General features: G+C 64.7%; 19 protein-coding genes. 12 read left to right on the top strand and 7 right to left on the bottom strand.

Annotated features, from left to right (window positions below):
• Positions 1 to 21: 21 nt before the first annotated feature.
• The 3 genes from nadE to KCG88_RS26345 are packed head-to-tail and all read right to left on the bottom strand — an operon-like array spanning position 22 to position 2,749.
• On the bottom strand, positions 22 to 861 hold the full coding sequence (gene nadE / locus KCG88_RS26355; RefSeq protein WP_210713460.1) for an ammonia-dependent NAD(+) synthetase: 840 nt from the start codon (positions 859 to 861) through the stop codon (positions 22 to 24).
• Between the two features lies 1 nt (position 862).
• A complete protein-coding gene (pncB, locus tag KCG88_RS26350) occupies positions 863 to 2,092 on the bottom strand; it encodes a nicotinate phosphoribosyltransferase (protein WP_047285949.1) in 1,230 nt (409 codons plus the stop codon).
• Positions 2,093 to 2,101: 9 nt separating this feature from the next.
• On the bottom strand, positions 2,102 to 2,749 hold the full coding sequence (locus KCG88_RS26345; protein WP_011060763.1) for a nicotinamidase: 648 nt from the start codon (positions 2,747 to 2,749) through the stop codon (positions 2,102 to 2,104).
• Between the two features lie 183 nt (positions 2,750 to 2,932).
• Between KCG88_RS26345 and KCG88_RS26340 the strand changes: the two genes are divergently transcribed.
• From KCG88_RS26340 to KCG88_RS26330, 3 genes are read left to right on the top strand one after another with little or no spacing between them, the layout of a single operon-like run.
• Positions 2,933 to 3,478: an adenylyltransferase/cytidyltransferase family protein gene (locus KCG88_RS26340; RefSeq protein ID WP_210713459.1), complete on the top strand. Its 546-nt coding sequence runs from the start codon at positions 2,933 to 2,935 to the stop codon at positions 3,476 to 3,478.
• A 1-nt stretch (position 3,479) separates the two neighbouring features.
• On the top strand, positions 3,480 to 4,187 hold the full coding sequence (locus KCG88_RS26335) for an NUDIX hydrolase (RefSeq protein WP_047285945.1): 708 nt from the start codon (positions 3,480 to 3,482) through the stop codon (positions 4,185 to 4,187).
• 8 nt (positions 4,188 to 4,195) lie between these two features.
• A complete protein-coding gene (locus tag KCG88_RS26330; RefSeq protein WP_047285943.1) occupies positions 4,196 to 4,702 on the top strand; it encodes an NUDIX hydrolase in 507 nt (168 codons plus the stop codon).
• Here the strand turns inward: KCG88_RS26330 and KCG88_RS26325 are convergent.
• Complete coding sequence (locus KCG88_RS26325) at positions 4,654 to 5,601, bottom strand: LysR family transcriptional regulator (protein ID WP_047285942.1); 948 nt, start codon at positions 5,599 to 5,601, stop codon at positions 4,654 to 4,656. The two genes, KCG88_RS26330 and KCG88_RS26325, sit on opposite strands and share 49 nt — an antisense overlap.
• A 100-nt stretch (positions 5,602 to 5,701) precedes the next feature.
• On the opposite strand from KCG88_RS26325, the gene KCG88_RS26320 reads away from it, so the two are divergent.
• Positions 5,702 to 6,877, top strand: coding sequence for an aspartate aminotransferase family protein (locus tag KCG88_RS26320; protein WP_047336444.1), 1,176 nt, complete (start codon positions 5,702 to 5,704; stop codon positions 6,875 to 6,877).
• A gap of 74 nt (positions 6,878 to 6,951) precedes the next feature.
• Here KCG88_RS26320 and KCG88_RS26315 read toward each other — a convergent pair whose 3' ends face one another.
• Entirely contained in the window at positions 6,952 to 7,482 is a 531-nt protein-coding gene (locus tag KCG88_RS26315) for a DUF4174 domain-containing protein (protein WP_210713458.1), read from the bottom strand.
• A 798-nt stretch (positions 7,483 to 8,280) separates the two neighbouring features.
• On the opposite strand from KCG88_RS26315, the gene KCG88_RS26310 reads away from it, so the two are divergent.
• The 3 genes from KCG88_RS26310 (at position 8,281) to KCG88_RS26300 (ending at position 11,663) form a co-directional block, all read left to right on the top strand.
• Entirely contained in the window at positions 8,281 to 9,270 is a 990-nt protein-coding gene (locus KCG88_RS26310; RefSeq protein ID WP_210713457.1) for a response regulator, read from the top strand.
• A gap of 3 nt (positions 9,271 to 9,273) precedes the next feature.
• Positions 9,274 to 10,221, top strand: coding sequence for a sensor domain-containing diguanylate cyclase (locus KCG88_RS26305; protein WP_047285937.1), 948 nt, complete (start codon positions 9,274 to 9,276; stop codon positions 10,219 to 10,221).
• 116 nt (positions 10,222 to 10,337) lie between these two features.
• A complete protein-coding gene (locus KCG88_RS26300; protein WP_210713456.1) occupies positions 10,338 to 11,663 on the top strand; it encodes a hypothetical protein in 1,326 nt (441 codons plus the stop codon).
• A gap of 7 nt (positions 11,664 to 11,670) precedes the next feature.
• Here KCG88_RS26300 and KCG88_RS26295 read toward each other — a convergent pair whose 3' ends face one another.
• Positions 11,671 to 12,798 (bottom strand): saccharopine dehydrogenase NADP-binding domain-containing protein, encoded by a 1,128-nt coding sequence (locus KCG88_RS26295; protein WP_210713455.1) that lies wholly within the window; start codon positions 12,796 to 12,798, stop codon positions 11,671 to 11,673.
• Positions 12,799 to 13,234: 436 nt separating this feature from the next.
• Here KCG88_RS26295 and KCG88_RS26290 point away from each other — a divergent pair, with 436 nt between their 5' ends.
• On the top strand, positions 13,235 to 14,104 hold the full coding sequence (locus KCG88_RS26290; protein WP_047336440.1) for an oxaloacetate decarboxylase: 870 nt from the start codon (positions 13,235 to 13,237) through the stop codon (positions 14,102 to 14,104).
• A 33-nt stretch (positions 14,105 to 14,137) separates the two neighbouring features.
• Here the strand turns inward: KCG88_RS26290 and KCG88_RS26285 are convergent, their stop codons facing one another.
• Positions 14,138 to 14,542, bottom strand: a complete 405-nt coding sequence (locus KCG88_RS26285) for a response regulator (RefSeq protein ID WP_047285930.1) — start codon at positions 14,540 to 14,542, stop codon at positions 14,138 to 14,140.
• 181 nt (positions 14,543 to 14,723) lie between these two features.
• Here KCG88_RS26285 and KCG88_RS26280 point away from each other — a divergent pair, with 181 nt between their 5' ends.
• The 4 genes from KCG88_RS26280 (at position 14,724) to KCG88_RS26265 (ending at position 19,910) form a co-directional block, all read left to right on the top strand.
• Positions 14,724 to 15,473: an NAD-dependent deacylase gene (locus KCG88_RS26280; protein ID WP_047336439.1), complete on the top strand. Its 750-nt coding sequence runs from the start codon at positions 14,724 to 14,726 to the stop codon at positions 15,471 to 15,473.
• Between the two features lie 51 nt (positions 15,474 to 15,524).
• Positions 15,525 to 16,190, top strand: coding sequence for a suppressor of fused domain protein (locus KCG88_RS26275; protein WP_047336438.1), 666 nt, complete (start codon positions 15,525 to 15,527; stop codon positions 16,188 to 16,190).
• 225 nt (positions 16,191 to 16,415) lie between these two features.
• The gene (ppnN, locus tag KCG88_RS26270) at positions 16,416 to 17,789 is read left to right on the top strand and encodes a nucleotide 5'-monophosphate nucleosidase PpnN (RefSeq protein WP_047285924.1); all 1,374 of its coding nucleotides are present in this window, start codon (positions 16,416 to 16,418) and stop codon (positions 17,787 to 17,789) included.
• Positions 17,790 to 18,146: 357 nt separating this feature from the next.
• A complete protein-coding gene (locus KCG88_RS26265; protein ID WP_047336437.1) occupies positions 18,147 to 19,910 on the top strand; it encodes an FAD-dependent oxidoreductase in 1,764 nt (587 codons plus the stop codon).
• Positions 19,911 to 19,914: the final 4 nt, after the last annotated feature.

Genomic DNA, 19,914 nt, shown 5'->3' with positions numbered 1-19,914 from the left:
GCGGACAACACAAGTCCGTTGCTACAGGCCAGCTATCGCCGGGGTCCGTGGCAAGGCGCGTTTGTGGGCAGTGCGCAGGTAGGCACGCTCGATCAACTGGCGCACCGCGTCGGTAACGGGCTCGCCCATCAGGTAGGCATCGATTTCTGCGTAGCTGCAGCCGTAAGCCGTTTCGTCCAGCTTGCCCGGCGCCAGTTCCTCCAGGTCCGCGGTGGGCGCCTTGTACACCAGATGCCTTGGCGCGCCGAGGGCCTCGGCCAGCAGCCGCACCTGGGTCTTGGTCAGCCCCGACAGCGGGGCCAGGTCGCAGGCGCCGTCGCCGTACTTGGTGAAGAAACCCATCAGGGCCTCGGCGCCGTGGTCGGTGCCCACCACCAGGCCGTTGCTGAAGTTGGCCACCGCGTACTGGGCCAGCATCCGCGCCCGGGCCTTAACGTTGCCCTTGACGAAATCCGTAAGGGCCAGCGAAGGCTGCAGGCCGTCGATCCGCACCTGGTTCATCAGGCCCTCGACGCTGTCGGCAATGTTGCAGGTGCTCACCGCGTCCGGGCCAATGAAGTCCAGGGACGCCTGGGCATCGCTTTCATCCGCCTGTTGCCGATAAGGCAGGCGCATGGCAATGAAGCGGGCCTCCTGCCCCGCGGCGCGCATCTGTTCCACCGCCAACTGGCACAGGCGGCCGGCGGTCAGGGAATCCACCCCGCCGCTGATGCCCAGTACCAGGGTGCTGCAGCCGGACTCGCGCAGTACCTGCTGGATAAAGGCCACACGCCGGGCGATCTCGGCGGCCTCGCCACCGCGAACCAGTTGCCGGTCGATGCCCAGTTCCCGGGCGATGCGTGCTTGGGTTGAATTGCTCATGTCAGGCCTCCAGGGGCGAGTGGGCAAGATCGACGTTGAACACCTGGGCTGCGTAGCGCAGGAACGACGGGTCTTCGCAGACGTTCTTGATCGGGTCGTCGGAGAACTTCACCACCGGTTCGCCATGCACCCGCACCAGTTTCATCACGATGCTCAGCGGCTCCACGCCCTCCACATCGCAGGCCAGGCTGGTGCCCATGCCGAAACCGAAGCGGGCCTGGCCACGCATGTGACGCAGGATAGGCAGGCATTTTTCGAAGTTCAGCCCGTCGGAGAACATCAGGTCTTTGGTCCGTGGATCGATACCCAGCTCGCGGTAGCGGGCCAAAACCTTGTCGGCCCAGAGGATCGGGTCCCCGGAATCCTGGCGCAGGCCGTCGTAGAGCTTGGCGAAGTACAGGTCGAAGTCCTTGAGGAAGAAGTCGGTGCTGATGCAGTCGGTCAGGGCAATCCCCAGGCGTCCGCGGTACTCGTGCACCCAGTTTTCAAGGGCCGCGTTCTGGCTCTCGCGCAGCCGTCCCAGTTGCTGGTGCACCATCAGCCATTGGTGGGCCATGGTGCCGATCAGCGGCAGGTCGAATTCATAGGCCAGGTGCGCGTTGCTGGTGCCGACGAAGACCCCGGGAAAATCGCTGCGCATGATCTTCACCACTTCGCGCTGGGCCTTGAACGACAGGCGCCGGCGGGTGGAAAAATCCGAGACGCGGAACTCGGCAAGCTCGTCGCGGCTGGCGTTTTTCTCCAGCCATTCGAACTTCTGGTAGAGCCGGCGGGTGACGTCTTCAAGCTCTACCTCTGGGTACTTGTCGCGGTTGCGCAGCTCGCTGACCATGGCCAGCACCGGCTGTTCGAACATGATGCAGTGCAGCATCGGGCCACGGACGCGGATACTCAGTTGGCCGTCGACCGCCGCCACGTGGATGTAGCGCAGGTTGAAGCGGAACAGGCCGAGGAACTGTTCGAAGTCCGGGGTCAGGTATTCACGAAAGCGCTTGTTGAACAAAAAGCGCTGCTCGCCTTCGCGCATCTGCAGGCCGGCGAGCTTTTCCAGCTCCTGGCGGATCTCGGGGATCAGGTGCACCAGGGACTCTCTGGAACGAACGATGAACTGGTATTCCACGTCCACATTGGGGTGCTGGTGCAACACCGCCTGCATCATGGTGAAGGTGTAGTAGTCGGTATCCAGCAGGCTCTGGATCACGCCGTTGTCGCGGTCAAATGCACTTTCCATGGTGACTCCTCAAACCTTGGCCAATCTGGCGGTTTCTTCGCGGGTCGCGGCAACCGTGATGCCCGCTTGTTGCATGTCGGCGATGGCCTGGGTAGCGCCCTCGGCGCTGATGGCCCGGCACGCCGGCAGGTGAATGAGCACCTTGAAACCGGCAGCGGCCAGTTGCAGGGCAGTGGTCTTGACGCAGAAATCCAACGCCAGGCCGCCGACTATGACTTGCTGTACGCCCTGGCCCTTGAGGTACTCGATGACCCCGGTGGACAGCTTGCCGTGCAGGTCGTGGTAGCAGGCGCCGTAGGGGTGCAGGTCCGGCTCCACGCCCTTCCACACGAAGTAGTCGTAGTCATAGGGCGCAGGCAGTTCGTCCAAAAGGGTGAAACCTTCAGTGCCCGGAACGCAGTGGCTGACCCAGGTCAGGTCGGCATGCTCAAGGCCGGTGGGCTGGAGCATCTGGGCGTGCCCGGCCACCACCCAGGGCGCCTGGGGGCTGTGGGCGTCCTTGCTGCCGATACGCAGGCTGGCCAGGGTCGCCATGAAATTCAGCTCGCCACCGATGCGGTCGCCTTCAGCCACGGGCAACTCGTCCGGGCACAGCGGGGTGAAGCTCTTTTGCGCATCGACATCGAAGGAAGCGGTCTTCATCGTTTGGCTGTTCATGCTGGGTCTCTCCTCTGCATGGAGCACAAAGTACATGTCATGTACTTTCATAGCAAGACCCTTCACGTTTTATTTTTCTCGAACCGAATTCAATAGCAACGCACAAGCAAGGTGCAGAAGATTATTTCCCACTGACAAAAGCGATGCTAAAGTACACGTCATGTACCAATTGAGGAAAAGCAGATGTTTGAACTGGCCCTCTATGGCGGTGCCTTCAACCCGCCCCATGCCGGGCACGCCCAGGTGATGCTCGAAGCCGCCCGCCATGCCCGCCGGGTACTGGTAGTGCCCAGCTTCCGCCACCCGGACGGCAAGCGCATGGCCGACTTCGAACAGCGCGCCGGCTGGTTGCAGGCAATCACCGCGCACCTGCAGCCCGAGTGCGACGCCGAGCTGGCGGTCAGCCGCCTGGAACAGCACCTGGCCCTGGTCGACCCGGGCCCGGTCTACAGCTTCACCCTGTTGCAGCGCCTGGCCGACGACCTGGCCCTGGACGGCAAACGCATCGCCCTGGTGGTGGGTGAAGACGTGGCGCGCCAGTTGCCCAGGTTCCATCGCGGCGAGGAACTGCTGCGGCGCTTTTCCGTCCTCTGCATCGAAGAGCAGCCCGGGGTGCGCAGCAGCGTGTTGCGCCAATGCCTGGCCCGTGGCGAAACGCCGCCCAGGCAATGGCTGGCCCCGGGAATGAATCCGCTAAACTACGGCCTCTACGCCGTCCACGGAAGTTGATATGCACGACCGCCCCACCCTCCCCAGCGCCTACCTGCACACCATCGACCTGTGCCTGCTGCGCTATCACCGCGAACGCGGCGAGCTGCAGATCCTCCTCCATCAACGGGACGCCGAGCCCTTCGCCGGGCACTGGGCGCTGCCAGGCATCGTGGTCAACGGCGACGTCGAAGACCGCAGCCTGAATGACGCAGTGGAACGCCTGCGCCGTTCGAGCAAGGTGGACATGCCCCTGGCCTGGCTGGAACAGGTGGGCACGGTGGGCGACGCCTTTCGCGACCCGCGCTGCTGGTCGTCCTCGACCTTCTACCTGGGGATCCTCAGCGAGCCGGTGGAGCCGGCCGCGCAACAGGGCTTCTTCGCCCTCGGCGAGGTGGCCAGCGGCGCCTTCAAGCTGCCCTTCGACCACAACGCCCTGGTAGCCCAGGTGCACGAGCGGCTGTTTTCCAAATCCCTGTACAGCAGCCTGCCGCTGATGTTTCTCGGCAACGAGTTCAGCGCCCCCGAGGCGGTGAGCATCTTTTCCCTGGTGCTGCAGCGTCCGGTGCTCAAGACCAGCATCCGCCAGCGCCTGCTGAAGATGAGCGAGGCCGGCTACCTGCGTGACACCGGGCGCAAGAAGAGCGGCGACGGCGGCCGGCCCCAGGCCACCGTGGAGCAGCTCAAGCCCGCCGAGCTGTATTTGTTCGATCGTTGTTTCCTGGAGTGATAGCCCCCATGAGTTCCACCCCCGACACCCAGTGCCTGCTGGAAACCCCGTACTTCAAGGTGGTCCGTGAAAACGGCTACTTCATCATCAAGGAAGCCCAGGCGGTGAACGGCGTGGTGGCCGTGCCAACCCTGGCCGATGGCCGACTGATGCTGGTCAACCTGCGGCGCCGGGCCATCGGCGGCCAGTCCATCGAGTTTCCCCGGGGCGCCATCGATGCCGGGGAAAACGCCTGCGACGCGGCGGCCCGGGAACTGCTGGAGGAAACCGGCTGGCAAGCCTCAGAGGTACGCCAGCTGGGGCTGCTGCACAGCAACACCTCGCTGATCGCCAGCGCCGTGGCGGTGTGCCAGGTGCAGATCGCCGAGCAGCAGGCCGCCGCCACCGATGGCGAAGTGGACCATGTGCTGTGGGCCAGCCGCCAGGAGTTGCTGGCAATGATCGCCGCCGGCCAGATCACCGATGGTCATACGCTGTCGGCGGCGATGATGCTGCTGGCCAGCGAGTCGGCCTGACGCCCCCACTTCTCCAGGGCAAAGTCGACAAAGCTGCGCAGCTTGGGCAGGCGATAGCGGTCCTGGGCATAGAGCAGGTGCATGGTCCGAAAGGGCAACTGATAGTCCTGCAGCACCGGTACCAGCCGGCCTTGCTGCAGGTCCTCCTCCACCAGCGCATCGGGCATCATCACCAGCCCCAGGCCACCCCGCGCCGCACGATGCAGGCCGGACGAGGTGTTGGTCAGCAACGACCCCGACACCGGAATCTGCACATCGCCCTCAGGCCCGCGCAACGGCCACAGGGTGGCGGTGGCGCTCCACTCATCACCGGCCGGGTAGGCGAATGCCAGACAGTTGTGCCGCTGCAGGTCCTCGGGGACCAGGGGCGTGCCGCAGCGCTCCAGATACTCCGGCGAAGCGCAGATGGTCAGGGTGTAGTCCTGCAGGCGCCGGGCAATCAGCGAGGAGTTGTCCAGGTTGCCCAGGCGCACCGCCACATCGAAGGTGCCATCGGTCAGGTCGAAGCGCTGGTTGGCCAGGGTCAGCTCGACCTTGACCTGGGGGCAGCGCTGGCGGAACTCGTCCAGCGCTGGCGCCAGGCGTTCGGTGCCGAAGGTCAAGGGTGCAGTGATGCGCAAGGTGCCGGTGGGTTCGCCCTGGGCCTGTTCCGCCAGGCGCTCGGAATCCGCCACCAGCCCCAGCACCGCCAGGCAGCGCTGGTAGTAATCACTGCCAAAATCGGTAAGCCGCTGGCGCCGTGTCGTGCGGTTGAGCAGACGCACCCCGAGGCGCTGCTCCAGGGCCCGCAGGTGATTGCCCACCATGGTGGTGGACATGCCGCACTCCCGGGCCGCGGCGGTCATGTTCCCCGCCTCCACCACCTTGACGTACACCGACATCGCCTGGAACAGATCCATTATCAACCCTGACTTCAAGATGATTAAAGAAATAGCGAGTTTATCTAGCCTGGGTGGCTAACGATACTGATAGCACACCCCCAAGATGGAGCCGCCCGCCATGACCGCCGCCTGCCTGATGAGCACCTACCAACCCCTCGCGCTGAGCTTCTGCAAAGGCCTGGGCAGCCGTCTCTGGGACCAGGCCGGCCGAGAGTACCTGGACGCCATCGCCGGGGTCGCGGTGACCGGCATCGGCCACAGCCACCCACGGCTGGTCGGCGCCATCAGCGAACAGGCCGGCCTGCTGTTGCACAGCTCCAACCTCTACGACATCCACTGGCAGCAGCAACTGGCCGCCAGACTGACCCAGTTGAGCGGTATGGACCGGGCGTTTTTCAACAACTCCGGGGCCGAGGCCAACGAGACAGCCCTCAAGCTGGCACGCCTGCACGCCTGGCACAAAGGCATCGAGCAGCCCCTGGTGGTGGTCATGGAAAACGCCTTTCATGGCCGGACCCTGGCCACCCTGGCCGCTAGCGACGGCCCGGCAGTACGCCTGGGCTACGGCCAGTTGCCGGGTGGTTTCCTCAAGGTGCGCTTCGGCGATCTGGCCGCCCTGGAATCGGCCATCGCCGAGCATGCTCCACGCATCTGTGCCGTATTGATGGAGCCGATCCAGGGGGAAAGCGGCATCCAGCTGGCCCCACCCGGCTACCTCAAGGCCGTGCGCGAGCTGTGCACCCGGCGCAACTGGCTGCTGATGCTCGACGAGATCCAGAGCGGCATCGGCCGCACCGGGCGCTGGTTTGCCTGCCAGCACGAAGAGGTGGTACCGGATGTGATGACCCTGGCCAAGGGCCTGGGCAACGGCATTCCCATCGGCGCCTGCCTGGCCCGGGGCAAGGCTGCCCAGCTGTTTACCCCGGGCAGCCACGGCAGCACGTTCGGCGGCAACCCCCTGGCCTGCCGCGCGGCCTGCACCGTACTGGACGTCATCGAGGACCAGCAGTTGCTGGCCAACGCCGAACAGCGCGGTGCCCAACTGCTGCGGCGGCTGCGCGAGGAACTGGCGACGCATCCGGCGGTGCGGGAGATTCGTGGACTGGGGCTGATGGTGGGTATCGAACTGCGGCAACCGGCCCGGGAGCTGGTGCAGGTCGCCGCCCGTGAACACGGGCTGCTGATCAATGTCACCCGGGGCACCACCATCCGCCTGCTGCCACCCTTGGTGATCGATGGGCAGGAAGTGGAGATGATCGTCGATGGGCTACGTCAGACCCTGAAAGCGCTCTAGCCTGGGCGAGACGGGGCAATGCAGTCGGCAGGCCCGGGGCGGTCAGCGCCTGCCCCGGCCTGCGCCCATGGGCTTCAGTCGTCCAGCGCCTTGGGCGCTGCGGCGGGCTTGACCGCCTTGCCGCCCTTGGCATTGGCCGGCTTGACCTCCGGCTCGGGGGCCGGCGCTGCTGCCTGTTTCTCTGCCGCCGGCAGTTGGTCGACGGCACTGAAGACTTCCTTGAGCTCGATGGCCCCGGAATGCTCCAGCTTCTTCTCGCCGTCCTTGCCCACCAGGATCACCTTGGTCTGCGCCCCGGCGCCCAGCTTGAGGCTGCGGATCAGGGCCATGGTGGATTGCGGGTCGATGTCCTTGCCATCGCGCTGGCCGATGGTGTTGATCACCGTGTACAGGACCATGTTGCGTTCGTTGAAGGCTTGACGGGTGGCCGGCTCTTCCAGCGACTTCTTCAGGCTCACCAGGGTCGGGTCCACGGTGCTGGGGGCAATCACGATCAGTGGCCGTGACTTGCCCAGGTCCTGAGTCAATGGGCCGTCGTTATCGGCCGCCAGGACAGGGCCGGCAACAGCGAGCAGAGTAGCGAAGGTCAATGACCGAATGAACATGCGTCTCTCCTTATGTTTTCCACGCAGTAATGATTGCGCATTGCGGGAAAAGGTCCAGGCCGGGACTCAAAATCTGACATTTTTTTGCCCACGGTGCCGCGTGGGACGTCGGCTTGCCGCAGGCCACGCACGACCGGGGCTGGCGCCCTTCGAGCGGCCGGCACAACCAGGTTCGCGGTAAGGTTTTGTTGCACATGCGGCAGGACCGCAGCCCGCCAACTCCCCCCCTGCAGCACTCGCCCCAACAGCCTTGCCCCCGCTCTTTAATATTTGAATCAATACAACAATGGCCTTGGGTTGTTTATAAGAACCGCTGCACGACACATTCAACCCACACCATTCCAGCACTCTTAACAAGCATTGAAACGAACCACTCGCAGAACCTCCGACAACAATCAACAAGAAGATTCCGAAAGTTAATAACTTACGCACCAAGTGTCATTTTTCAAACGTCAGAAAACAGTCGCATATTCCCCGCCACGATAGAAAAATCCGTCTATATCAAGGTTTACAGAGGCCTCTCAGATCTTTGCCAGGGCCCATGCCACGGGCCGCCGCGGCCTTTTAACAGCGAGCCTGAAACAACACTAAGTTACCTACACAGGACCACTTCAATTGCAGCAGACAATGACCTGGAGCAAATAACCGAAGCCATCACTACTTGTTCTTTTATTGCCGAGGGAACTATAGTGCGGCGCGGCACGGACAGCCCAATACAACACAACTATCAAAGCGGCAACTCGCCCTGTTCCCGAACACTATCCCTTATGGATTTTTTCGAATGAGCGTCCGATACCGATGATTCCCCTCCTCATCTGCGATGACTCAAGCATGGCCCGCAAGCAGGTGCTGCGGACCTTGCCCGGCGAGTGGCGGGTGTCCGTGACCCAGGCCTGCAACGGGCGCGAAGGCCTGGAAGCCCTGCGCCGCGGGCTGGGCAAGGTGGCACTGCTGGACCTGACCATGCCCGTGATGGACGGCTACCAGGTCTTGAGTGCGGTGCAGGAGGAAGGCATCGAGACGCAGATCATTGTCATCTCCGGCGACGTTCAAGAAGAAGCCGTGCGCCGCACCCGCGAGCTGGGCGCACGGGCCTTCCTCAAGAAGCCCTTCGACCCGCAGCAACTGCGCGCCCTGCTCAACGAACTGCAACTGCTGGACAGCGCTGACGCCAAGCCACTGGCAGCCCCTTCGCCAGCACCGGTGGTGACTTTTCGCGACGCCTTCCGGGAAACCGTCAACGTTTCCATGGGCTACGCCGCGGCCCTGATCGCCAAGGTCCTGGATGTGTTCGTGCACTTGCCGATTCCCCACGTCAATGTGCTGGAAGCCGGCGAGTTGCAGATGCTGCTGGCCGATGCCAACCGCGCCCGGCAACTGACCGCCATCTGCCAGAGCTACATCGGCAGCGGCATCGCCGGCGAAGCCTTGCTGATGTTCTACGACTCCGAAGTGGCCGACATCGCCCAGTTGATAGAGCAAGGCACCGACCCCTACCAGGAAATGGAAGTGCTGATCGACCTCTCCAGCGTGCTGATCGGTGCCTGCCTGAGCAGCATCGCCGACCAGCTGGACGTGTTCTTCTCCGTGGGCCACCCCCAGGTACTGGGGGAACATACCACCATCGACGAGCTGATCGTGCTCAACCAGCAGCGCTGGAAAAAGACCCAGGCGGTGGAAATCAGCTACAGCCTGGAAGAACAGAACATCCACTTCGACCTGTTGCTGTTGTTCACCGAAGGCTCCATGGCCTTGCTGGAACAGAAGCTCGCCTACCTGATGAGTTGAGCCATGCCCAAGAGAATGGATTTCAGTGAACTGCACTGGTTGCTGGCGGTGGTCCAGAGCATCGACGTGGGTATCGTCGTGCTCGACCTGGAGTGCCGGGTCCAGGTGTGGAACAGCTTCATGGAGAACCGCTCCGGGGTGCCTTCCAAGCAGGCCATCGACCAGTCGTTCTTCGAGCTGTTCCCCGAGGTCGAGCGCCCCTGGTTCACCCGCAAGGTGGGGCGCGTGGTGGCCCTCGGCACGCCGGCCTTCACCATCTGGAAGCAGCGGCCGTACCTGGTGCATTTCAACAACTACCAGCCGATCACCGGCCAGGGCGAGTTCATGTACCAGAACACCACCCTGCTGCCGCTGCGTTCCTCCAACAGCGAGATCCACCACGTCTGCCTGGTGATCTACGACCTGACCGACGTGGCAATCAACAGCCTGGCCTTGCAGAAGGCCAATCAGCAGTTGCAGCACCTGTCGCGCACCGACCACCTGACCCAGCTCTACAACCGCGGCCACTGGGAACAGCGCCTGCAGTTCGAATACAACCGCCACGGCAGCAGCATCGCCCTGCTGATGCTGGACATCGATCACTTCAAGTCGATCAACGACCGCCACGGGCACCAGGCCGGCGATGCAGTGATCAAGCGCGTCTCCGAGTTGATCCACCAGCATGTGCGCGACAGCGATGTGGCCGGGCGCTATGGCGGCGAGGAGTTCGCCATTCTCCTGCCCCACACCGACCTTGCCGGGGCCCGCACCCTGGCCGAGCGCTTGCGCCAGTCGGTGGAAGAGCAGGAGGTGATCCACAACGGCCAGGCCATCGCCTTCACCATCAGCCTGGGCATCGCCTGCCTCGACCGTCCGGCCCGGGATCATCGCTGCCTGATCGAGTGGGCCGACCAGGCGCTGTACACCTCCAAGCGCGCCGGGCGCAACCGGGTCAGCACCTACGCGCCTTGAACGGCCGCCCTGGAAAAACCTTAAAAAAACCCGCTCCCAAGGGATAAACTGCGGTTTTTTTCGGTCCATCCCCGGTCTGCTACGCCTTTCCCAGCGCCACAAGGAGTCCTGCGCGCATGTCCCAATCGAATTCGAACCTCTCCCCGCAAGAGCAATGGCAGCAAGCCGTGCTGACCTATGCCCGGGACATCAATCGCTATGTCGAGACCGGCAACCGCGACGGCTGGAAGGGCTTGAAGGAACCGCACTTGCCCGACACCGAGCACCTGCTGCCAGACTGGCAGGCAGCCCTGGAAGCGAGCAACCAGGGGCCTTACGACGCAGCCCGGCGCCAGGCGTTCCGCCAGGACTGGCCGCCGGCGCACTTCCCATTGTCGCCACGCCTGGAAAGCCAGGGACGGATGATTCCGACCCTGGCCCTGTTGCCGGACGGCAGCCTGCTGGCGCGCATCGGCGCACCTTACGAGGCCGGCGAGGTGGTGCATATCGACGACGCAAGGATCCAGACCCTGGAGCAGGTGGAAGGCTTCGGCATGTGCCCCCAGCGGCGCTATTTCGCCTGGGCCCGGGCTGATGGCATCCAGCTCACCGACGGCTGGAACGGGCCAGAGGTGGCGAGTTTTGCCTGGCCCGATCCCCACGCGAACCTGCCGGCGGGGGTGGAACTTGAAGACACTGGGCACCCTCGCCCCAGCAGCCTGATTCCCTTCCCCGACGGGCGCCGGGTACTGCTGGTGAGTTCCGACGGCATCTTCGTCCTGCAGGCCGAGGGCGCCACGCGCCTGCTGCCGAGCCTGGAAGACCTGCAGCAAGAGCTGGCCGATGGCGTCGCCCCCGAGGACCTGGGCATCGGCCTGAGCATGGAGCATGGCGCGGTGTCGCCCGATGGCCAGTGGATCGCCGTGGGCGAGCAAAGCAGTTCGCACCTGGTGTTCGATGCAAGGTTGCAACGAGTAGCGCAGATCGGCCCCGCCAGCGAGTACCCGCATTTCGCGCATTTCAACCAGCGCGGCGATCGCCTGCTGCTCAACGCCTGCCACTTCTATGGCGGCGCCAGCGTGGGAGTGGCGGTGGCCGACCTGCCAGGGCTGTCCACCGATTTCTACAGTGACGATGCGCGCACCCCGGTGCTGCAGGAAGGTGCCCGGGTGTATGCCGCAGCGTCACGAGGCGACGAGTTCATCATCGGCGACGCCTACGGCTACCTGCGGGCCTTCAGCGAAAACGGCGAGGAACGCTGGCAGCACTATATCGGCTCGACCCTCACCGCCATGGACATCAGCCCCGATGGCAAGACCCTGGTGGCCGCCAGCTATGCCGGGATCATCGTCAAGCTTGACCTGGACGCGGGGCGCCCGGACTGGCAGATCGGCACCGGCGAGCACCTTGAAGTGCAGCGCTGGCTGTTCTGGAAGGACTTCGCCAAGCCGCTGCTGTGGTGACCGGGGGTTAAACCGGCGGGCGCGAGAAGCTCACTTGCAGTTGCAGGTGATCCGGATCGTCGATCGCCCGCAGGTACTGCTCCACGCTGACCTCGCCGGCACTGGACCGGGCCCCCGGGGCCGGCACATGGCCGGCGAGCAGCTTGTGCACCACCGCCACCGCCGCGCAGCTGGGAATCTCCGGCCCGTGGTCATGGGTTGCGGTGAGCTGCACGCTCATCGACAGTGGCTGGCCGTCCTGGCCCAGGCCGTGCACGTCGATGTACAGGGCACTGAGCCCATCTCCGAAACCTTCGAACCAGGTGCCGCAGCGATGCAGGCGCGCCGCCCAGGGCGCCGGGTCGCGCACCAGGCCGAGCTTCACCGCCTGGGCCAGCAGCGCATTGGCCAACCCGGCGATCTTCAGCCCGGCGCCGGCCTGGAAGCTCAGGGTGTGGGCACCGTAGCGTTCGGCGAACAGATCCAGGTCCGGCACATCGACATTGGCCACCAGCCGCGTACCGAGCCTGGGCAGCTTGCGCAGGGTCAGGCCCTGCCAGCCGATCACCGGGTGCGGCCGGCCGTCCTTGAGTTGCAGGATGGGTTTGCCGGCATAGGCCAGCACGCCCTGAATGGTAGACAGGCCGGGCATCTTCGCCGAGGAGGAAATGCCGTGCTCGATGCGCTCGATGCGGGAAAAACGATCACGGTGTTCATCGATCATCGCCGCCGACAGGGTCGGCACCGAGCTGCAGCCGCTGAGCAGCGTCACCCCGGCGGCCCGGGCGGCCTCATCCAGCGTGCCTATGCCGCGCACGAACTGGCGACAGTCGGCCAGGTCGCAGTAGTTGACCCCGGCCTCGATGCAGCCTCGGGCCACCGCGTAGGACTGGCCCTGGAACGGCCCGCCGGTATGGATCACCCAGTGCACCTTAAGAGCCTTGAGCGCCGGGGCCCATTGCGGCCCCATGGCATCGCCGCACCAGCCTTCGCAGGGCTGACCGCCCTCAGCCTGCAAGGCCTGAACCTTGGCCGCGAGCTTGTTCGGGTCGCGCCCCGAAATCAGCAGATGCACCCCGGGGGTATGGATCAGATAGCGGCAGACGATGCTGCCGAAATTGCCATAACCACCCACCACCAACACCCTGAGCGCCATTGCCTGCATCCTTGAACTAAGCCGTTGCGCAGCGTGAGCGCTGCCATTCGAGGCGCGGCAGCTTGGTGGATTTGCCTGCGCTCGACAAGCCCCCGCCAACCTTCGACATGCCCGTGAAACGCCCCTGGCAAGCGCTTGTAATATTCAGTTAGAAAAAAATGCCAATGCCGGTCCGGCATAATGCTATGCAAAATCCTCATCATCTACGGCCCTGGAGCGTGATAGCCTCGTCCTGCTATGTCGGCCTCGCATAACAAACCCGTCGGTTCGCGCAACCGAACGGGATAAAGACGCCTTGCTACCCACCTTGTTTCATCTTCATCTGCCCAACTAACGTTTCGCTGTGAGCCGCTCTTCCCCCGGCTCGCCAAGGGAACTGATTGCAAAATTTGACTCGACCTCAAGGTCGATCTCTCGATCCTATCTCGGAGCTGTTATGTCCAGGCTTTCCCATCAAGATTTGCGCCGCGGTTTCCGTGAACTGATCGCTTCCAACTCCTGCTACCACACCGCTTCCGTATTCGACCCGATGTCTGCCCGTATCGCCGCCGACCTGGGTTTCGAAGTGGGCATCCTCGGCGGCTCCGTGGCCTCGCTGCAAGTGCTGGCGGCCCCCGACTTCGCCCTGATCACCCTCAGTGAATTCGCCGAACAGGCCACCCGCATCGGCCGCGTGGCGCAATTGCCGGTCATCGCCGACGCCGACCACGGCTATGGCAACGCGCTGAACGTGATGCGCACCGTGGTCGAACTGGAACGCGCCGGCATTGCCGCGCTGACCATCGAAGACACCCTGCTGCCAGCCCAGTTCGGGCGCAAATCCACCGACCTCATCTCGGTGGCCGAAGGCGTCGGTAAGATCCGCGCCGCCCTGGAAGCCCGGGTTGATCCGGAACTGGCGATCATCGCCCGGACCAACGCCGGCATCCTTCCGGTACAGGAAATCATCAGCCGTACCCAGCAGTACGAGCGTGCCGGCGCCGACGCCATCTGCATGGTGGGCATCCGTGATTTCGAACAGCTGGAGCAGATCTCCGAGCATCTGAGCGTGCCGCTGATGCTGGTGACCTACGGCAACCCGGCGCTACGGGACGATGCGCGCCTGGCCGCGCTGGGCGTGAAGATTGCCGTGGACGGCCATGCCGCCTACTTCGCCGCGATCAAGGCCACCTACGACTGCCTGCGCGAGCAACGGCAGATCTTCACTCAGGCATCGGACCTGAGCGCCACCGAACTGGCCCACACCTACACCCAGCCCGAGGAGTACATCGTCTGGGCCAAGGAGTTCATGAGCGTCAAGGAGTAACACCGGCGATTGGCCGGGGTGAGGCGCCATGCCTCAACCCTGGGCCGATTTCAGCGCGCCTTCCACGCAGTCGAGGATCTGCCCGATGGTCCAGGGCTTGCGAATGAAGGACACCGGATAACGCACCCCGGAACTCTCGGGGGTCTCGAAACCCGACATGACCACGATCGGCAACTGCGGCCAGCGCTCGCCGCACAGATTGCTCAGGCTCGCGCCATTGAGGGTGCCGGGCATGGTGATATCGGTCAGCAGCAGGGCCACGTTCGCGGCCTGTTCCTGCAGGAATTCCCAGGCCCGATCCGCGCTGTCCATCGCCTGGGTGGCAAACCCTTCGTCCTCCAGGATCTCGCAGAGAAACTCCAGCACCGTCGGCTCATCCTCCACCACCAGGATCAAACGGGATTGGGCGCCGGGATTGACTGGCGTGGCTGGGTTCATGATGGGTGACACTCCCTGACGGATTGAGGCGGCTACACAAGACCGCTGACAAGAGTTATGAGCGGCGACTTGGCGATAAATTCATTTACGCTGCAAGGCCGGCGCTTTTTTAGTACCGGTCCGATCCGCACACGAAAGCGGGCGCCCCGTTCTTTCACCCACGGCAGGAACATTTTCAACCATGCAGTTCGATCCCAAGCGCCTGGCCCAGGCCCGGCATGTGGTGGTATTCAGCGGTGCCGGGATCTCGGCGGAAAGCGGCATCCCGACCTTTCGCGACGCCCTGACCGGCCTGTGGGAACACTTCGACCCGGCGCGCCTAGCCACCGTGCAAGCCTTTCGCGAGGACCCGGCACTGGTCTGGGGCTGGTATGAATGGCGACGCCAGAAAGTGCTCCAGGCCCAGCCCAATCCAGCCCATCTGGCCCTGGCCGAACTGGCCCGGCGGGTGCCGCGCCTGACCCTGATCACCCAGAACGTCGACGACCTGCACGAACGCGCCGGCAGCCCCTCGGTGCTGCACCTGCACGGCAGCCTGCACACCCCCAAGTGCTTTGCCTGCAACCGCCCGTTCAAGGGCCAACTGCCCTTGCCGGACTTGCCGGAACAGGGCGCCAGCCTGGAGCCGCCGCGCTGCACCGGTTGCAACGGCAAGATCCGCCCCGGGGTGGTGTGGTTCGGCGAACCCCTGCCCCAGGCCACCCTCAAGGCTGCCTTCAACGCCGCCGAAGCATGCGACCTGCTGCTGTCGGTGGGCACCTCCGGGCTGGTCCAGCCGGCGGCGAGGATTCCCCAACTGGCGCTGCAGCACGGCGCCTGCGTGGTGCATATCAACCCCCAGCCCCAGGCCTGCACCGAGGCCGAGGAATACAGCCTGGAGGGCAAGGCCGGGCAGTTGCTGCCGGAACTATTGCGCCAGGCCTTTGCCTGATTCCCTGGCGGCTCAAGCCGGGCCGCCGCTTCTGTTCAAGGATGCTTTCACATGCCGCAATCCCCCGACTCTTCATGGCTCGAAGCCGCCTGGGCGCAACGTGAAGAACAGATCTACCCGGCGCTCTTCGGCGTACTGGGCCCGGGCATCTACCCCCTGGACATGGCGCTGTTCAGCCAAGTCTTTGGCCAGCACGACGTCGATCCGCGCTGGCTCAGCCACGGGGTCTTCGAATCACCGCCCAATGCCGGGCGCAGCAGTTGGCTGTACGTCACTTCGGGCCTGTCCAATGCCTGGGAAGATGCCCGGCCCGATGCCGATGGCGAATCCGGCTTGGGCCACGAACTGCTGCTGGAAACCCGCGACCAGTCACCCTGGGCCCTGCGCCTGTTACGCAATTTCTGCGCCTACCAGTTGCTGCTGGCCGCCGGCCGTTTTGGCGAGCAGCCGCCGTTGGGCGAATGGGATCGCATGCGTACCGGCGAACCGATCAATGGCGGCGACAGCCTGTTGCAGGCACTGCTGTTCATCCCCGCGCCAGGTTTTGCCGGCCCCCGGCAACTGCTGAGCGGGCGCTTCGGATTTCTGCAGATCATCGGCCTGACCCTGGCCGAACACGCCTGGGGCCAGGCCGAGGGCTACCCGGCCCTGATGGAGCGCCTGGCCCAGGCCGGGGCTGCGCCGGTGCTGGACCCGACCCGGGCCAGCCTGTGCTGAAGGCCGGCGAAAAATCCGCCACGACCAGGGCGGATCGTCATTTTTCCCGCCACGCCGGGCCCGCATGAGGTAGATTCAAGCAGCGAACAATCTCGCGACGACGTTTGCTTTCTTGCCCTGCCGCTGGAAACCAAGCCCCGTACCGGTGGCTCTGTTCACTGCCCCGCTATTTTTTCGCCACTGGCCGTACACGGCGCGGTGGCGTCGCTTTCAGGAAATGGATGAATGCCGCAAAGACAAGTGATCAATGCTTCGGTGAGCCCGAAAGGCAGCCTGGAGACCCTCTCGCAACGTGAAGTGCAACAGCTCAGCGCCGCCGGTTCCGGCAGCATCTATACCCTGTTCCGCCAGTGCGCCCTGGCCATCCTCAATACCGGCGCCCACGTCGACAACGCCAAGACCATCCTCGACGCCTACCACGATTTCGAAGTGCGCATTCACCAGCAGGATCGCGGCGTGCGCCTGGAACTGCTGAACGCGCCGGCCGACGCCTTCGTTGATGGCGAGATGATCGCCAGCACCCGGGAAATGCTCTTCAGCGCCCTGCGCGACATCGTCTACACCGAGAACGAACTGGACAGCCAGCGCATCGACCTGGACAGCTCCCAGGGCATCACCGACTACGTCTTCCACCTGCTGCGCAACGCCCGCACCCTGCGCCCCGGCGTGGAGCCCAAGATGGTGGTGTGCTGGGGCGGCCACTCGATCAATACCGAGGAATACAAATACACGAAGAAGGTCGGCCACGAGCTGGGCCTGCGCAAGCTGGACATCTGCACCGGCTGCGGCCCGGGCGTAATGAAGGGCCCGATGAAGGGCGCCACCATCGCCCATGCCAAGCAGCGCATGAGCGGCAGCCGCTACCTGGGCCTGACCGAGCCGGGGATCATCGCCGCCGAGGCGCCCAACCCCATCGTCAACGAGCTGGTGATCCTGCCGGACATTGAGAAGCGCCTGGAAGCCTTCGTCCGCGTCGGCCACGGCATCATCATCTTCCCCGGCGGCGCCGGCACCGCGGAAGAGTTCCTCTACCTGCTGGGCATCCTGATGCACCCGGACAACCGCGACCTGCCCTTCCCGGTGATCCTCACCGGCCCCAAGAGCGCGGCGCCCTACCTGGAGCAGCTCAACGCCTTCGTCCTGGCAACCCTGGGCGAAGCGGCGCGCCAGCACTACCAGATCATCATCGACAACCCGCCGGAAGTGGCGCGGCAGATGACCGAGGGGCTCAAGACCGTCAAGCAGTTCCGCCGCGAACGCAACGACGCCTTCCACTTCAACTGGCTGCTGAAGATCGACGAGAGCCTGCAACGCCCCTTCGATCCGACCCACGAGAACATGGCCAACCTGCAACTGAGCCATGCCCTGGCGCCCCACGAACTGGCGGCCAACCTGCGTCGTGCGTTCTCCGGCATCGTCGCCGGCAACGTCAAGGACCAGGGCATCCGCCTGATCGAGCAGAAAGGCCCGTACAGCATCCACGGCGACCCGGCGATCATGAAGCCCCTGGACCAGTTGCTCAAAGCCTTCGTCGAGCAGCACCGCATGAAGCTGCCCGGCGGCGCCGCCTACGTACCGTGCTACCGCGTGGTCAACTGAGCCCTGCCCTGCTGCCTTGAACAACGCCGCGTTCCCTGCCCGGGAACGCGGCGTTTTTTTTGCCCGGCATCCACCCGCCGCGCAAGTGCCTATGTGCAGCGGGCTTGCGTGCTTGAGCAGCACAAAGAGGCCTGCTGGCCACTCTGACTTTCCCGCCTGAGCGATATCGCCTTCCTGCCCTTCCGGCAGCCCTCCAGAAGGCCCCGTAGCTAAAAGCGCCTTCTGCTCCCCCTGTGCCCATGAGCCTGCCTGTTGCTCCTGGCGGTTTGACAGCTTCCCCGGCAGTGTGGAATAGTTTTTCAAATTAATGGAACACAATTCCATTTTTATCATAATTCAAAAAAAGGCCCTGTCATTGTGAGCGACGTTCCCGCTGCAACCCTCCCGCCCCTGGATTGTGACTTGCTGGTGATCGGCTCCGGCGCCGCTGGCCTGGCCTGTGCGGTGACGGCCGCGTGGCATGGCCTGAAGGTGATAGTTGTGGAAAAAGATTCCACTTTTGGCGGTGCCAGTGCCTGGTCCGGCGGCTGGATGTGGGTGCCGGGCAATCCCCTGGCACGCCGCGCGGGCATCCATGAACACCCTCAGCAACCGCGCACCTACCTCAAGCATGAACTGGGGGAGCGCTACGATGCCGCACGCATCGACGCCTTTCTGGATAACGGGCCGCAGATGGTGGCCTTCTTCGAACAGCACACGGCCCTGCAATTTGTCGACGGCAATGGCATCCCCGATATCCACGGCCGGGTGCCCGGGGCCGGGATCGAGGGCCATCAGGTGATCGCCGCGCCGTATGACGCTCGGGCCATCGGCCCACTGCTCAAACGGCTGCGCAAGACCCTGCGGGAAACCTCGTTCCTGGGCATGCCGATCATGGCCGGGGCCGACCTGGGGGCCTTTCTCAGCATGACCCGGTCCTTCAAGTCGCTGCGGCATGTGGCCGGGCGCTTTGCCCGCCACCTGCGGGACCTGGCCCTACACGGCCGGGCCATGCACCTGGTCAACGGCGTGGCGCTGATCGGCCGGCTGGGCAAGTCCGCCGAGGACCTGGGGGTCAACCTGCTGGAGTCCACCCCGGCCCGCTCGCTGCTGCGCGATAGCCAGGGCGTGCAGGGCGCCCTGGTGGACACGCCTGAGGGGCCGCGGGAAATCCGCGCCCGCCGTGGAGTGCTACTGGCCGCCGGCGGCTTCGCCAATGACCTGCCTCGGCGCCAGGCGTTGTTTCCCCGCGCCCCCGGGCCGGACGAGCACCTGGCCCTGCCGCCGCGCAGTTGCTGCGGCGACGGCATCCGCCTCGGCGAACAGGCCGGCGCCGTGCTGGCCACGGACCTTGCCAGCCCGGTGGCCTGGGCCCCCGTCTCTCGGGTGCGGCATGCCGACGGCAGCATCGGCCACTTTCCCCACATCATCGACCGGGCCAAACCCGGGCTGATCGGCGTACTGGCCAACGGCAAGCGTTTCGTCAACGAGGCGGACGGCTACTACGACTACACCGCAGCCATGCTGGAGGCGGTTCCCGCGGGCGAGGAAGTGGCGTCCTGGCTGATCTGCGACCACCGCTTCCAGCGCCGTTACGGCCTGGGTTATGCCCGGCCCTTCCCCCTGCCGGTGGGGCCGCTGGTGCGCAGCGGCTACCTGGTACGGGCCGACTCCATCCAGGCCCTGGCCAGCCAGTGCGGCATCGACCCCCAGGGCCTTGCGGCCACGGTGCAGGCATTCAACCAGCATGCCCGCAACGGCCAGGACCCCGAGTTCGGCCGAGGCTCGACGCCCTACAATCGCAAGCAGGGCGACGCCCTGCATCCCGGGCCCAACCCCTGCGTGGCGCCCATCGAACAGGGGCCGTTCTATGCGGTGAAAGTGCTGCCCGGCAGCTTCGGCACCTTTGCCGGGCTCAAGACCAACGCCCAGGCCCAGGTGCTGGATTCGCACGGCACGGCGATCCCCGGGCTGTACGCCGCAGGCACCGACATGGCCAGCGTGATGGGCGGTTTCTACCCCTCCGGCGGTATCAACCTGGGGCCGGCCATGACCTTCGGCTACATCGCCGGGCGCCATGCGGCCGGGGTCAGTGACTACGAAGTACCGCTGGCCCCCGGTGCCGAGGCCACCCCGGGCTGAGCCG

The sequence above is a fragment of the Pseudomonas sp. MWU349 genome, assembly GCF_017947325.1.
GTDB lineage: Bacteria > Pseudomonadota > Gammaproteobacteria > Pseudomonadales > Pseudomonadaceae > Aquipseudomonas > Aquipseudomonas protegens.
Note: the sequence above shows the minus strand (reverse complement) of the source record. Positions and strands in the feature narration are given on the sequence as shown.

Coding starts and splice junctions, on each gene's coding strand:
- nadE (WP_210713460.1), bottom strand. CDS start 861: ATGAGCAATTCAACCCAAGCACGCATCGCCCGGGAACTGGGCATCGAC.
- pncB (WP_047285949.1), bottom strand. CDS start 2,092: ATGGAAAGTGCATTTGACCGCGACAACGGCGTGATCCAGAGCCTGCTG.
- KCG88_RS26345 (WP_011060763.1), bottom strand. CDS start 2,749: ATGAACAGCCAAACGATGAAGACCGCTTCCTTCGATGTCGATGCGCAA.
- KCG88_RS26340 (WP_210713459.1), top strand. CDS start 2,933: ATGTTTGAACTGGCCCTCTATGGCGGTGCCTTCAACCCGCCCCATGCC.
- KCG88_RS26335 (WP_047285945.1), top strand. CDS start 3,480: ATGCACGACCGCCCCACCCTCCCCAGCGCCTACCTGCACACCATCGAC.
- KCG88_RS26330 (WP_047285943.1), top strand. CDS start 4,196: ATGAGTTCCACCCCCGACACCCAGTGCCTGCTGGAAACCCCGTACTTC.
- KCG88_RS26325 (WP_047285942.1), bottom strand. CDS start 5,601: ATGGATCTGTTCCAGGCGATGTCGGTGTACGTCAAGGTGGTGGAGGCG.
- KCG88_RS26320 (WP_047336444.1), top strand. CDS start 5,702: ATGACCGCCGCCTGCCTGATGAGCACCTACCAACCCCTCGCGCTGAGC.
- KCG88_RS26315 (WP_210713458.1), bottom strand. CDS start 7,482: ATGTTCATTCGGTCATTGACCTTCGCTACTCTGCTCGCTGTTGCCGGC.
- KCG88_RS26310 (WP_210713457.1), top strand. CDS start 8,281: ATGATTCCCCTCCTCATCTGCGATGACTCAAGCATGGCCCGCAAGCAG.
- KCG88_RS26305 (WP_047285937.1), top strand. CDS start 9,274: ATGCCCAAGAGAATGGATTTCAGTGAACTGCACTGGTTGCTGGCGGTG.
- KCG88_RS26300 (WP_210713456.1), top strand. CDS start 10,338: ATGTCCCAATCGAATTCGAACCTCTCCCCGCAAGAGCAATGGCAGCAA.
- KCG88_RS26295 (WP_210713455.1), bottom strand. CDS start 12,798: ATGGCGCTCAGGGTGTTGGTGGTGGGTGGTTATGGCAATTTCGGCAGC.
- KCG88_RS26290 (WP_047336440.1), top strand. CDS start 13,235: ATGTCCAGGCTTTCCCATCAAGATTTGCGCCGCGGTTTCCGTGAACTG.
- KCG88_RS26285 (WP_047285930.1), bottom strand. CDS start 14,542: ATGAACCCAGCCACGCCAGTCAATCCCGGCGCCCAATCCCGTTTGATC.
- KCG88_RS26280 (WP_047336439.1), top strand. CDS start 14,724: ATGCAGTTCGATCCCAAGCGCCTGGCCCAGGCCCGGCATGTGGTGGTA.
- KCG88_RS26275 (WP_047336438.1), top strand. CDS start 15,525: ATGCCGCAATCCCCCGACTCTTCATGGCTCGAAGCCGCCTGGGCGCAA.
- ppnN (WP_047285924.1), top strand. CDS start 16,416: ATGCCGCAAAGACAAGTGATCAATGCTTCGGTGAGCCCGAAAGGCAGC.